Consider the following 14,575-nt stretch of genomic DNA (forward strand, 5'->3'; position numbering starts at 1 on the left):
AGTAATTGGTACCCGAGAACTATAAAAATCAGTAGTACATTTTCGTCAAAAGTTGTAATCTTATAGAAAATATGCAATTGGTTTTGTGTAAAAGTTACAAAACATTGTATTGTTAAGAAAGGGAGAGTATGGACTATGAAATCAAGACGTAGAAGAGAATGGTTTCGCAGAAGTTCGGCTATGTTTATGGCGTTAGCTTTAATCATATCTGGACTTTCATTGCCGGAGGGCTTGTTTAGCATTACAGCCAAAGCGGCAGAAAAAGCCAGTGCAGAGTGGACAGTAAGTTCTAAAATGTATGCAGATGGCGATAATGATAATTCAGTTACGGAATTGAACGGCAAATCAGGTAAGCTGGTTAATTCTAATAATGATGAATTATTAATAAATGCAAATTCAGGTAAAATGGCTAATAGAAGCCTGAAAGCAGTCAGTACTAATAAGGATTTTCAGGTTAATGCAGGAACAGTAATGACTTTTCCTGTGATTAATAATGCGAAAAGTTGTACAGTAACATTGCAGGCAAGTAGTGGAATAACTGTAGATGATATTGAATGTACAGGAATGAATGATGTTAAAGTGACATCAGGTGGAAGTAAAAGCTATGTAATTACTGGAATGGTAGATAAAAATGCAACAACAGTATCTGTTAAGTTAAAAGCACAGAAATATCTTTATATGATAAAGGTTGACTCATCAACAAGTTATGCGACAACATCTGCTTCATTCGCAGATGGTGGGGATACTAAAGCTGAATGGGGATATTCAGAAACAGTTTTATCAAGTAAAGGTTCTAATACAATAATTCAAAGTGATACAGGAACTTATACTAATGGTGATAAAGATGTATTATATGTTGATGCATCATCAGGTAAGTTTTATCCAACGACAGGTGATAGAATTCAGGTTAATACTGGTACTAAGATAGTTATACCGGCAGCGGGAGATAAGGCTGTTATTAAACTTACTGTCAATAAGAACGTAGGTACAGATAAGGACAGCATATTAGGAAATACACTTAATATAACAGGAAGTGACAAGGTCTTAAGAAAGATGGAATGTATTTCCTGTGTTGAAAATTCTGACAAAAATTATGTTGATGTGGAATTTGAATGTTATCTTACAGGAGATGAAGGAGAGCTTACATTAGATGTTAAAACTAATACATACATTAGAAATCTTTCAATCGAATGTGTAGAACTTAATAAGAAAGTAATAAATGGAACTATTACATCTAAATCAGATATTCCATCTGATATGCAGGTTGTAGCGACTAATAATACAACTGGACTTACATATACATCAGATATAACAGTTGCAGAGAATGGCAAGAGCGGTACATATTCAATTGAAGTACCAGCAGAAGATGAAGTTATGGAATATGAGATATCACTGAGCAATCCGGCATACCAGATTAAGAGTGGTATTTATAAACATAGTGTAAGTACAGAGACTGCTGCCAGGATTACAGCAGATTTAACTGTCATTAGCCTTGATACCTGCACAGTAACAGGTAAGATTAATGGCATTACTGAGGGTTATTATACAGAAGGCCTTGAACTTGTATTTACAACAACTGAGGAAACAGACTATGTTCCAGAAGTAACTATTGATACAGATACTTGGAAATATACAGCTAAGTTTGAAAAAGGTGTTTCATATAGTGTAGCCGTAAAGGGTGCTAATGACTATGAAGTAACTTCTGTATCAGATGGAATTAAATATTCAGAAGATGCAGAATTAGATATAACTGTAGGACTTAAGCCAACATATGCCGTTACAGTAAGTCTTCCGGAAGAACCTGATTTAACAGGCAAGAATGTAAAATACATATATATGAATAATGATGATGGATATGAATATGTATTTACAGATAAGGATGCTATTAAGTTAAGAGAGGGTTCATATACACTTACACTTGGTGGTGATTTCCTTGCACTTCCATACAAGGTAAAGTCAGGTAACACAGTTACAGTAAAGGGTGCTGAAGCATCACATAAGCTTATATTTGAGCAGGTTACAAGCTGGTCTTTTGTTAAGAGTGATGATGGTGATTATTATGATGATAATATTATGGGAACAACAGGCTACTACAATGGTTTAGCTATTGATGCTACAAAAGGTAAGTTAGTTCCTAATGGACCAAGCCCTAATTCAGCACAGTTTACTACAGGAGCTAAGATAACAATACCTGTAAGTGGAAAGTGTACTATATCAGTAAAATCATATGCACCAGCAAGTACATATGCACTTTACACAATAGCGGGTGAGCCGGCATCAAAAGATGATGTGACAACAGTATATAATTATGAAGATGAGAGCGAAGGAACAGTTGAAATTGTATCAACAGGTTCAGCTTACATAGTTTCAATATCTATAGTATATGCAGCTAAGGATGTTGAATATAATGAACAGCCAGCTATGCCTAAGACATATGATTATGGTACAGCTTCTAATCTTGTTGTACAGCCTACAGGACAGAAACTTGTTCTTACACAGACAGGTGGTACATTAAATACAACTACAAACACTGATAAGTCAACTAATATCAATAATACAGTAAGCTTCTTTGGATTTGATGAGACTACAGATGCCAACAAGCTTACAGCAGATATAACAATTACAGAGTGTGGTTCAAGCAATACTAATGGTATATTCTTTGGTGCATTTAACAAGAATTATATAGACACCGTAGGAATACGTAATTCTAATGCACTTAAGATGGTTTACTCAAAGAAGCCATCAGATCTTGCAGGTGCTTCAAGTAAAGTGGATACAACTATTCCAGCAGGAACTGTTGTGACATTTACAGTTGAAAAGACAGACGATGCTCTTGTTATCACAGCAACACCTAAGGGTGGAGAGACTAAGACAGCTACATATTCTTATAGTGCAAGTGATAATCTCTTATTTAATGCAGATAAGAAAAATACAGCAGTATCATATGGATTTGTATTAGCAGGTGTTAAGGCAACTATCCAGAATATGAAGTATATAGCACAGGACGGAACAGTTCTTTACGACCAGAATAAATGCTACAATGCAGTAGGTACAGCACCAGTTGTTAAGGAAGTTACAGCTAAAGCAGCTTATACAAGAGATTACATCACAGTAAGCTGGACAGATGAAGTACCAGCCGAAGGCGATGGTTTATATGTGCTTGAAGTATCAAGAGATAACGGAAAGAGCTGGGAAAAGGTTGCATCAGACATTACTGAGCCAACATATAAGTATTCAATTAAGGATGCCGGAGATTATAAGTTCAGAGTGGCTGGTAAGTTAGGTATTAATGGTGAGATTAATGATTATGTTGAATCAGATGCAATAACAGTAATAGCAGCACTGGATTCACCAAAGGCAAGCATAGCTTCAAGTGCAGATACAGTTGATCTTGTATGGGATGCAGTAGATAAGGCTGACCAATATGAGGTATATCGTTATTCATACGATGAGACAGCAGAGAATGCTTCAAAGATAGCAACAGTTACAGAATGTGCTTATAAAGATAAAGATGTAACAGCAGAGATGCCATATTACTATTATATAATAGCTTATTCACACGTTAATGGAAAAGTAGATAACTACAGTAACCCATCAGATACTTTATGGACTGTTCCAACAGCAGGACATACAGGTAAATATGTATATGAAGATGATGCTGTTAAGTATACAATAACTAAGAAGTCATATGACACTGTATACAATGGAAAGATTACAATTGAAGGTGTAGTTGAAGAAAATGTAACAGCAACGCTTTATGTTAATGGCAGTGAAGCAGCAAAGACAGATGTTAAAGAAAAAGAAAGCTTTGCATTTAAAGACATTGCTATTGAAGAAGGAAGAAATGATGTTGAATTAATATTCACAGATAAGAAAGGTAACAAGACTAGAGAAACATTTAATTATGTATATCTTACTAATTACAACAAGGTTGTAGATAGTGCATACACAGGAACTGATGGTGAGGAGGTTAATGGAATACCAACTTATAAGACAGTTCAGGCGGCAGTAGATTCAGTTGCTTCTGATAACACGAGACGTGTAATTATTCTTGTTAAAGAAGGTGATTATGAAGAACATCTTGTTGTTAAATCTCCTTATATAACACTTATAGGTGAGGATAGCGAGAAGACAAGAATATATTATGATGTTAAGGAATTAGCTGGTGGAGATATGTCTTTAAGATGTGCTGTAAGAATAGATAAGACAGCAACAGGCTTTTCGGCAGAGAACCTTACAATCGAGAATACTTATAATTATCTTGGTGATGGTACTAAGTCAAATGAATCAGCAGATGCTTTAAGAAATGATGCCAATGAAACATCATATATCAACTTAAGAATACTTGGTTATCAGGATACGCTTTGTGCTAATGGTGGCACTCAGTATTATTACAAGTGCTATATAGCTGGTAATGTGGATTTCATATATGGTAATGAGCCTATGGCATTATTCAATGATTGCAAGCTTGTATTCCGTTACAATGCTAATAAGAATTCAGGCTATGTATCAGCTCCTAAGGCATCAGCCTCTGCAACATATGGTCTTACATTCTTTAACTGTCAGGTTCTCTCAGAAGAGGGATGCTCAGGAAGTAAGTATTATCTTGCAAGACCTTGGGGAGCAGATGCTTATATTACTTGGATTAACTGCTATATGGGTAAGATATTAAAGCCGAATGCTTCTAATCCATATACAGATATGAGTGGTAATTTGGCTGCCAATGCAAGATTTTTCGAGTATGGAAGCTATGGTCCTGCATTTGCAATTAACAATAACAGAAGACAGATATCTGCTACGAAAGCCAATGAAATGACTTCAACATCATATCTTGGCTGGGATCCATATACATCAGTAGATACAATAGGAACAAAGTATACAGGTACTGTTAAGACAGACAGCACAGACAGATATGTAGAGAAAGAATATGTATCAGATACTTATTCACAGACAGAAGGTGATGATACAGGACTTGCACAGTATGCACAGGAAGGTTATGCACAGAGTGCTAATGTAACAGGTGGTGGATTATTAAAGGAAACATCAGATAACTATTACACAGCAGGTACAGCAGAAGAATTTCTTAATGCAATACAGAGTGTAAAGAAGAGTGGTAAGGCATCAGTAATCGAGCTTACAGCAGATATTGCGCTTGGTGATAAGGAAGTTAATAACTTTGACAGCTACAGCTCATTTATAACAGCACATAAGCTTGAGCCACTTACACACCCAACACTTTTAAAGACAGGTGTATCAATGCTTAAGCTTGCAGATATGAGTAATCTTACAATCTACTCTAAGAATGGAGCTAAGATTACACATACATGTATAGATATAACAGGCTCTAATAATATCATCATAAGAAATATTGAATTTGATGAGATATGGGAGTGGGACGATTATACAGAAGGTGCTTATGATCGTAATGACTGGGATTATATGACAATAGAAAAGGGAAGCTCTGATATATGGGTTGACCACTGTACTTTCTATAAGTCATATGATGGAGTTATTGATGTTAAGACACCAGTTAATGACAGTAATATAACAATATCATGGTGTGAATTCCTTCCAGCAAGTGAAGATAATGTATTCTTTGATGAAATGATGAATGCTATGAAGGCTAATCCAGATAACTACCCATATTATAAGCATTTGCTTGAAGAGGGTATGACAGATCAGCAGATATACAATTATGCTTATGGTCAGAAAAAGACTCATTTATTAGGACAGTCTGATGATGATTCATCAGCTAAGAATATTAAACTTACACTTGCTAATAACTACTATAAGAATTCGATGGATAGAATGCCAAGACTTCGTTATGGTACAGCACATGTATACAATTGTATTATGGATGCACAGGATTTAAGAGAAATGCGTCTTGATATAGAAAAGACAAATCCGGAATTAGCTAAGAAAATTGTAAGTAATGGTGCATCATCTAACTGTGGAGCTCATATGTTACTTGAGAACTGCTATATGTCAGGTATAACTAATGCACTTATAAGTGGTAACGGAAGCAGTCCAGCAGGTTATATTAATGCATTTAATACAATCTATATGCTTGACGGAGTCCAGCAGGAATTAAAGGTAGCTCTTAATACTGATAAAGAAGGTGAAGTAGCATTAGTTCAGGATAAAGATGAATTCAAGAAAGACCTTCCTTATACTGGCTACACATTATATGCAGCTTTAGAACTTGATACTAAAGTTAAACCATATACAGGTGCAGGAAAGCTTACACTTACAACATTACAGTGGGAGAAGACTTCTTACAATGAAGCTAAGCAAGAACATACAGAACATGTATGGAATGATGGTGAAGTACAGAAAGAAGCAACTTGTACAGAAGAAGGTTCAAAGTTATATACTTGTATAGTATGTGGAGATACTAAGACAGAAGTAATTCCAGCGGCAGGACATAATTATAGTACAGAATGGACTATCGATAAGGAAGCTACTACTACAGAAGAAGGAAGCAAGTCACATCATTGTACAGTATGTGGTGACAAGGCAGACATTACAGTTATTCCTAAGCTTGAGAATACACAGCCGGGCGACAACGATAATAAGCCAGGTGACAACGATAATAAGCCGGGCGACAACGATAATAAGCCAGGCGACAACGATAATAAGCCGGGTGATAACAACAAGCCGGGTTCAGATAACTCTGATGTTAAGACAGATATTAAAGTTTCAGTATTGGTAGATGAAAGAGTACCGGAAACAGGACTTGTAGATTCAACAGAAGACATTATTAAAGCTATCCTTACAGAAGATGAAGCTAAACAGGCAGAAGATGGTGTAAAGGTTGATATTGCACTTACTGTAAAGGATAAGAGTTCTAATCTTACAGAAGATGAGAAGAAACTTATTAATAGTAACATTAAGGACAATCAGGCTGCTGGATGCATACTTGATATTCAGTTACAGAAGATTATAGGTTCGCAGAAGTCTGATGTATATGAACTTAACAGTGCAATTAATATTAAGGTTAAGTTAAATTCAGACCTTATTAATAAAGATTCTTCAAAGACAAGGAAGTATAGTGTAATAAGAATTCATAATGGGGTATCAGATATTCTTAGTGCCACATTTGATGAAGCAACAGGAGAACTTACATTTGCAACTGATAGATTCTCAACATATATTGTAGTCTATGAGGATGTTGCTAATTCTAATACAGAGGATAAGAGCAATGTATCAGGAAATGGCAGTGCGGCAGATAATAATGATGTGGCAGAAGACAGTGCTGCAACAGCAGATGATAGTGCGGCTACAGCTGATACTCTCTCAGTTACAAGAACAATAATTCTTCTTGCAGTTCTTATGATTAGTGCAGGTGTTATATGTCTTACATTATATAGAAGAAAAGAAAATGCTTAGAATTATATACTTAATAATATAAGCTGATAATATAAGCAGATAATAAAATGGCAGTCACATAAAGTGATACAGCATACTTTCTGGTATATCCAGCGGAGGAGTGTAATCACGGTGGCTGCCTTTTTATGTAATAGGAAATTCTATAATTATTAAAAAATGTAAAAATAAGTTGAATTATGTAGAAAATAAGATTATATTAATATAAGGCAATTTTCGATATGAAGTTTGCAGGAAAACGGCGCAAGCCTGCCGAAGGAGTAACACTCTCAGGTGCCAGCATCTGCTGGCGCAACTGTAAATGGATCGACTCTCTGGAGAGTTCTGGATAAACACAGAGGCCGAAGGTGCAACATATAGTTCTTTATAAGCAGTTAATAATGTGATTATAAGACAACATTATTAATAACAACATTGTGACTTCTTATAAAGTGGGTATATGAATCTCTCAGGCAAAAGGACAGAGAAGGCATAAAGTATAGTATAACTTGTTATATGATAAGTTGTATATTCTAAAATGTTATTTCTGCTTTTATATTTATTCAGGCAATATTGTCTATAATTCCAATGCATTAAGTAAAAGTCTGCATATTAGCAAAGTATTTAGTAATGTACGGCATTTGCGGTGTTGGGACAGTATAGGCTTGTACTATGCTGTAGTTTAGATATGAAAGGTAGAAAGTACAATGTGGAATTCAATTAATCAGATTCTTGCGAACATTGATAATTTCGTATGGGGTGTGCCGCTTATGGTAATTATCCTTTTTGGCGGAATATTATTGACAGTTCGTCTTGGTTTATTACAGATCAGAAAGCTCCCTTTAGCATTAAAATGGATGGTTAAAAATGAAGAAGAGGCAGAAGGTGAAATTACAAGTTTTGCCGCACTATGTACAGCGTTAAGTGCAACTATTGGTACTGGTAATATCGTTGGTGTTGCAACAGCAGTCTGTGCAGGTGGTCCAGGTGCATTATTCTGGATGGTTATAACAGCATTTTTCGGAATGGCAACTAAGTATTCAGAAGGTCTTCTTGCTGTTAAATACAGAGTTATAGGAGAAGACGGACACAGTCTTGGTGGACCATTCTATTATATAGAGCAGGGAATGGGCAAGAGCTGGAAATGGCTTGCTAAGTTATTTGCATTTTTTGGTGTATGTGTTGGACTTTTTGGTATTGGTACATTTAGTCAGGTAAATGGTATTTCAAGTGCGGTTAATGGATTTTTTGATGCGAATAATGAGCATTGTGTCAATATTCCATTTCTTGGCGAGTACTCATGGTCAGTAGTAATCGCTTCACTTATTCTTGCAGTCTGTGTTGCACTTGTGCTTATAGGCGGTGTTAAGAGAATTGCAAGCGTAAGTCAGGTTGTAGTGCCATTTATGGCAATTATATATGTATTATTTGTTGCGGTTTTAGTAATAGCTAATATTACTAGAGTTCCTGCGGCATTTAAGATTATTGTTCAGGCTGCATTTTCTCCTAGGGCAATCACTGGCGGAGCAGTCGGAAGTATGCTTGTTGCTATGCAGAAAGGTGTTGCAAGAGGCATTTTCTCTAATGAGGCTGGTCTTGGTAGTGCACCTATAGCAGCGGCTGCAGCACAGACTAACGAACCAGTAAGACAGGGACTTGTAAGTATGACAGGTACATTTATTGATACAATTGTAATATGTACTCTTACAGGACTTTCAATTGTAATTACAGGTGCCTGGCAGGTTGAAGGCCTTGAGGGTGTATCAGTTACTACATATGCGTTCCAGAATGGACTTCCATTCCCGGCACAGGTATCTTCTTTTGTGCTTATGCTCTGTCTTGTATTCTTTGCATTTACAACAATTCTTGGTTGGGACTATTACAGCGAAAGATGTCTTGAATATCTTAGCGGTGGTAATATGAAGCACGTTAAAATATACCGCTGGATATATATATTAGCAGTATTTATCGGACCTTATATGACAGTAAGTGCGGTATGGACAATTGCTGATATATTTAACGGACTTATGGCACTGCCTAATATGATTGCGTTATTCGCATTGAGCGGAGTTGTGGTTAAGGAAACTAAGAGCTTCTTTGAAAGACATAATAATGAAAAGCTTTAATTTATAAATATTGTAGATATCCAAGAGTTCTTTAAAATAAAGCATTGAGCGGAAAAACTATAAAATAAAGCATGTTTAAATGAAAATAATGGACTTATAAAATAATGGCAATATCTCCTGTCCTTAAGTGGCGCGGAGGTATTGCCATTATTTGGTATATTAATCCGGTGTATTGACAAAAAATGATATGTTCATATATACTTATCAAAGTTAGTTATGATTAACTAAAGTTAGTCACAACAAGATAATAAGAAAGGACATCGAAACATTAATGAAGAATATCATTAAATCCCCAATTAAACTTTTATGGCTTATGATAGGAATTGTGTCAATGGTACTCGGTGCAATAGGTGTCGTACTTCCAGTATTACCAACAACGCCATTTTTATTATTAGCATCTTTCTGCTTTGCCAAAGGCTCTGACAGATTTCATATGTGGTTTATTGGAACAAAGCTTTACAAAAAACATCTTGAAAGCTTCGTTACCAGCCGTTCAATGACATTAAAGACTAAGTTGTGCATACTTCTGCCAGCATCAGCAATGCTTATATTGGCAATGCTTGCAATGTCTAATATATATGGGCGTGTATTTATTGTATTTTTGATAATATTCAAGTACATATATTTCTTTACAAGAATTGAAACAGTTAAGGCGTAAGCTTATGCCTGTTAGTTAATTATAGGCTTGGAAAATGTTTTCACGAGTTCTACAAGCATATCAACAGTTTTGTCCATACCTTCGATGGTTATGTGTTCGTAAGGACCGTGGTAGGCGTGTCCGCCAGTGCCAAGGTTAGGGCAGGGAAGTCCCATATAACTTAACATACAGCCGTCAGTGCCACCTCTTATTGGAAGTATAAGGGGTGGTATATTAGTATTCTTGCAGGCTTTCACAGCATTTTCTATAAGAAACATACATTTTTTGATAATCTCAGCCATATTGCGGTACTGGTCAGTGATAGTGAGCTGTACAGTTCCAGCACCCCATTTTTCATTCATAATCTTTTCAATGTGGCACAGTGTGGCTTTCTTTGCTTCAAATAACGAAGCATCGTGGTCACGGATTATATAATTAAGGTGTGCTTCTGCAACATCACCAGACATACTTATAAGATGATAGAAGCCTTCGTAATTCTCCGTTTCCCTTGGTATCTCCATAGCCGGCAGGCAATTATTAATTTCCATAGCTACTAAGGAAGCGTTAATCATAGTATCCTTAGATGAGCCGGGGTGGACATTAAAACCTTTCACAACATATTCAGCTTTGGCGGCATTGAAATTCTCGTACTGTATCTCACCCTCAGTATCGCCATCAACAGTGTATGCGTAATCAGCTCCGAAGCGTTCAACGTCAAAATGTTGAGTACCCATACCAATCTCTTCATCAGGCGTAAATGCTACGCAAATTGCAGGGTGTTCAATATTATTAGCAGTGATATATTCAATCATAGTAAGAATTTCAGCAATTCCAGCCTTATCATCTGCACCAAGAATAGTTGTTCCATCAGAAGTTATAAGAGTTCTGCCCTTTAAAGAAGCAAGATGTGGAAAAGTATCAGGACTTAATATAAGTCCGCTGTTACCAAGCAATAAGTCTCCACCATCATAATCAGGAGTCACAACAGGATTGATATCACCATTGCAATAATCAGACACAGTATCCATATGGGCAATAAAACCAATTGAAGGAAGCTTCTCAAGCCCCTTAGTTGCAGGCAGTCTGCCATAAAGATAACAATGTTTATCAAGCTTAACATCACTAAGTCCAAGCTCAGTCATCTCGTCTTTAAGAAGCCCAGCCAGCTTAAACTGACACTCAGAAGAAGGTGACTTTCCACTCTCTTCATCACTAGGAGTTCTGACAACAACATACTTTAATAATCTTTCATAAGCTTTCATAACAAATCCTCATTTCTGTATATATTATAATATTCCCCGTCCTCATAAAATTAAAACCATAACCTGATATAATTCCCTCATATAATATAACACAACCCACAAAATTATGTTAAAATAAATCAGAGGTTAATAGACTAATAGATTAGGAGAAATACTATGAACAACATTAAAAAACTTTCCACTGCTGGTGTCCTATGTGCAGTCGCAGTAGCTGGAAGCCTGATTTCATTTCCTGTATTTGGAAGTAAATGTGCACCAGTACAACATATGGTTAATATATTCTGTGCCGTCCTTTTAGGACCCGGATACGGCGTAATGGCGGCATTTGTTGCCTCACTTATAAGAAATCTGCTTGGAATGGGAAGCCTTATGGCATTTCCGGGAAGTATGTTCGGTGCATTGATATGCGGTATTGTATACAAAAAGACCCATAATATTATTGCAACAATGATAGGAGAAGTAGCAGGAACATCAATACTTGGTGGTTTATGTGCATATCCGGTTGCAATATTCCTTATGGGAAAAAGTGCCGCAGGAATAGCATTTTATGCGTATATAATTCCATTTTTTATATCAACTGCCATGGGTGCGGTCATATCTGGAATAATAGTATTCAGCATAAAAAAGGCAGGCTTGTTAGTTAAGATTCAGGACAATCTTGCAGGATAGACAATTCAATATGCAAAATCGATAGGCATATATAGGAGAATACAAGCTATTATAAGCAATGATAAAAGACGTTGTAATATTCAATACAGTGATAATCATATATGGAAAAAGACAAGCTTTCTGTATAGAAAAGAGGGTTTTAGTGAATGTTTGAAAATATAATAAAAAATGTGCATAACAGACATCCGCTTATCCACTGCATAACGAACTATGTGAGCATTAATGATTGTGCCAATATAGTGCTTGCATGCGGTGGTGCACCTATAATGGCGGAGGATATTAATGAGGTGAGCCAGATAACATCAATATGCCAGGGACTTGATATTAATATCGGGATGCTTAATGATAATAAATTATCATCAATGCTTAAAGCAGGTGCTACAGCCAATGAACTTGGAATACCAGTAATACTTGACCCTGTTGGTGCTGGTTCATCAGATTACAGAATTAAAGCTGTCCAAAATCTTATGTCCAATGTACAGTTTGGTGTTATAAGAGGAAATGTATCCGAGATAAAAGCGATAGCCGAAAAGCAGGGAATTCATAATATAGCAGCTGGAGTATATGAAACTATGCAGAAAAATAAGTCTGCTATGGGTGTTGAGGCGGGGATTGCCGATAAAATTACAGATGATAATATAAAAGAAATGGCAGATTTTATTAATAAGCTGTCCCAAAAGACAGGTGCTGTGATTGCGGTTACAGGCGGAATTGATATGGTTGCTGATGAGAACCGCGTATATGCAATAAGGAATGGTCATAAGATGATGAGCCTTGTTACCGGTGCCGGTTGTCAGCTGTCAGCTCTTACATCAGCATATGTAGCAGCGGATAAAGAGCATATATTAGAAAGTGTATGTGCAGCTGTTAGTGTAATGGGAATAAGCGGAGAGCTTGCATACCGCAGAATGGCAGAAGTGGATGGCAATGCAAGCTACAGGAATTATATAATTGATGCTGTATACAATATGACAGACGAAACTTTGAAAGAATTGGGAAGAATAGAGCGTATATAGTGTGTAAAAATATGAAATATATACAAGATATGTGAAAACATGGTGTATATAAATGATACAGATATATATCGTGACAATGCATAGGTATATAATATTTGATAGCAGAGGAATAATATATGAGCAGTTATTTTTATTTTACAAGACACGGACAGACTATATGGAATGTAGAGAATAAAATATGTGGTGCGACAGACATTGCACTTACAGAGCTTGGACATAAGCAGGCAATAGAATTAGGTGAGTGTATCAAAATGGGAAATATACATATTGATGAGATATTATATTCTCCACTTATAAGAGCGGCTGACACAGCAAAGCATATATCAGAAACCGCTGGCATACCGTGCAGAATGGAAATACGGTTAAAGGAGCAGAATTTTGGCAGATACGAGTCTACACCAAGAGATGGCAGGGAATTTGCTGCGGCTAAGATGAACTTTGTTGATGATTTTGACGGTGGAGAGACAATGCTTCATCTGAGTCAGAGGATATATAATCTTATAGATGATATAAGAAATGACAATTCTGATAAAATATATCTTCTAGTTGCGCATAATGGTATTTCGAGGATTGTCGAGTCATATTTCAGAAATATGAGCAATGATGAGTTTTCAGGCTTTGGAATTAAGAACTGTGAACTTAAAAAGTATGAATTTAAAGATAAAAATGCTTAGAAAATGCGTAGAAGGTGTGTGTAAAGGAGTAACAATATATGGATTATAAGCTTCTTATTGATACAGCGGCTCTTGCGGGTATGATTATGTTAGAAAATGGAGCAGAGATATACAGAGTTGAGGAAACAATCGATTATATGCTTAAAACGTCAGGTTTAAAGACTACACAGGCATTTGTTGTATCAACGGGATTTATGATTTCTTTAGATGATCCGTCAATAGATGCACTGACAGTTGTCAGGAGAGTGGACAGAGGGGCAACCAACCTTAATATGATAGCTCAGGTCAATGACATATCAAGAAAGTTTTATAAAGGAATAATATCATTAGAGGAGGCATTTTCGCAGTTAAAGCATTTAAAGAAGAATCAGTATCCGTGGTGGTTAAAGGATATATGCACAGTATTCGTTGGGCTTTTCTTTACGGGAATGTACGGCGGCAATGGCGTGGATATGCTGTTTACAGGGATAGTTGGCGTATTCTTGGCTATATGGTTACACGCCGCCGGCAGTATGAAGCTTAATTCCCTTATAAAAGACCTGACAGCTTCTATTATATTGTCAGTTGTGGCAAGGGTACTCATTCATCTTAATCCACTTGCCCATCTTGATTTAATAATAATAGGTTCGATAATGGTACTTGTTCCCGGGGCTGCAATAACCAACGCAATAAGAGATACTCTCCACGGCGACTACGCCTCTGGCAATGCCAATATCCTCCAAGCCTTCACCGAAGCCGCCCTAATAGCCCTGGGCGTCTACATAGGCCTGGTAATAATATCCTAAAAACGAGCCGCCGGTCCTTAGCCGGCAGCCCAAGCTGGCGG

8 protein-coding genes and 2 riboswitches are annotated in these 14,575 nt (G+C 36.6%); of the genes, 7 read left to right on the plus strand and 1 reads right to left on the minus strand.

Going from position 1 to position 14,575, the window contains the following annotated elements; genetic code table 11:
* Positions 1–135: 135 nt before the first annotated feature.
* The 3 genes from WMO14_RS05600 to WMO14_RS05610 all read left to right on the plus strand — a co-directional run bounded on the left by WMO14_RS05600 (position 136) and on the right by WMO14_RS05610 (position 10,149).
* Positions 136–7,389: a pectinesterase family protein gene (locus tag WMO14_RS05600; RefSeq protein ID WP_349153430.1), complete on the plus strand. Its 7,254-nt coding sequence runs from the start codon at positions 136–138 to the stop codon at positions 7,387–7,389.
* Positions 7,390–7,607: 218 nt separating this feature from the next.
* Positions 7,608–7,682, plus strand: a riboswitch (glycine riboswitch).
* Positions 7,683–7,690: 8 nt separating this feature from the next.
* Positions 7,691–7,860, plus strand: a riboswitch (glycine riboswitch).
* Between the two features lie 212 nt (positions 7,861–8,072).
* The gene (locus tag WMO14_RS05605) at positions 8,073–9,491 is read left to right on the plus strand and encodes an alanine/glycine:cation symporter family protein (protein ID WP_349153431.1); all 1,419 of its coding nucleotides are present in this window, start codon (positions 8,073–8,075) and stop codon (positions 9,489–9,491) included.
* 271 nt (positions 9,492–9,762) lie between these two features.
* A complete protein-coding gene (locus WMO14_RS05610) occupies positions 9,763–10,149 on the plus strand; it encodes a YbaN family protein (protein WP_207643370.1) in 387 nt (128 codons plus the stop codon).
* Positions 10,150–10,160: 11 nt separating this feature from the next.
* On the opposite strand, the gene pepT is transcribed toward WMO14_RS05610, so the two are convergent.
* Positions 10,161–11,390 (minus strand): peptidase T, encoded by a 1,230-nt coding sequence (gene pepT / locus WMO14_RS05615; protein WP_349153432.1) that lies wholly within the window; start codon positions 11,388–11,390, stop codon positions 10,161–10,163.
* A gap of 156 nt (positions 11,391–11,546) precedes the next feature.
* On the opposite strand from pepT, the gene thiW reads away from it, so the two are divergent.
* The 4 genes from thiW to WMO14_RS05635 all read left to right on the plus strand — a co-directional run bounded on the left by thiW (position 11,547) and on the right by WMO14_RS05635 (position 14,534).
* Entirely contained in the window at positions 11,547–12,059 is a 513-nt protein-coding gene (thiW, locus tag WMO14_RS05620) for an energy coupling factor transporter S component ThiW (RefSeq protein WP_022501960.1), read from the plus strand.
* Between the two features lie 146 nt (positions 12,060–12,205).
* Positions 12,206–13,075 carry a hydroxyethylthiazole kinase gene (thiM, locus tag WMO14_RS05625; RefSeq protein ID WP_349153433.1) on the plus strand — a complete coding sequence of 290 codons (870 nt, stop codon included), beginning with the start codon at positions 12,206–12,208 and terminating at the stop codon, positions 13,073–13,075.
* 116 nt (positions 13,076–13,191) lie between these two features.
* Positions 13,192–13,749, plus strand: a complete 558-nt coding sequence (locus tag WMO14_RS05630) for a histidine phosphatase family protein (protein WP_022501958.1) — start codon at positions 13,192–13,194, stop codon at positions 13,747–13,749.
* A gap of 38 nt (positions 13,750–13,787) precedes the next feature.
* Positions 13,788–14,534: a threonine/serine exporter family protein gene (locus WMO14_RS05635; RefSeq protein ID WP_055173993.1), complete on the plus strand. Its 747-nt coding sequence runs from the start codon at positions 13,788–13,790 to the stop codon at positions 14,532–14,534.
* The last annotated feature ends 41 nt before the right edge of the window (positions 14,535–14,575 follow it).

The organism is Lachnospira rogosae (ex Hitch et al. 2025), from assembly GCF_040096455.1.
GTDB lineage: Bacteria > Bacillota > Clostridia > Lachnospirales > Lachnospiraceae > Lachnospira > Lachnospira rogosae.

Coding starts and splice junctions, on each gene's coding strand:
- WMO14_RS05600 (WP_349153430.1), top strand. CDS start 136: ATGAAATCAAGACGTAGAAGAGAATGGTTTCGCAGAAGTTCGGCTATG.
- WMO14_RS05605 (WP_349153431.1), top strand. CDS start 8,073: ATGTGGAATTCAATTAATCAGATTCTTGCGAACATTGATAATTTCGTA.
- WMO14_RS05610 (WP_207643370.1), top strand. CDS start 9,763: ATGAAGAATATCATTAAATCCCCAATTAAACTTTTATGGCTTATGATA.
- pepT (WP_349153432.1), bottom strand. CDS start 11,390: ATGAAAGCTTATGAAAGATTATTAAAGTATGTTGTTGTCAGAACTCCT.
- thiW (WP_022501960.1), top strand. CDS start 11,547: ATGAACAACATTAAAAAACTTTCCACTGCTGGTGTCCTATGTGCAGTC.
- thiM (WP_349153433.1), top strand. CDS start 12,206: ATGTTTGAAAATATAATAAAAAATGTGCATAACAGACATCCGCTTATC.
- WMO14_RS05630 (WP_022501958.1), top strand. CDS start 13,192: ATGAGCAGTTATTTTTATTTTACAAGACACGGACAGACTATATGGAAT.
- WMO14_RS05635 (WP_055173993.1), top strand. CDS start 13,788: ATGGATTATAAGCTTCTTATTGATACAGCGGCTCTTGCGGGTATGATT.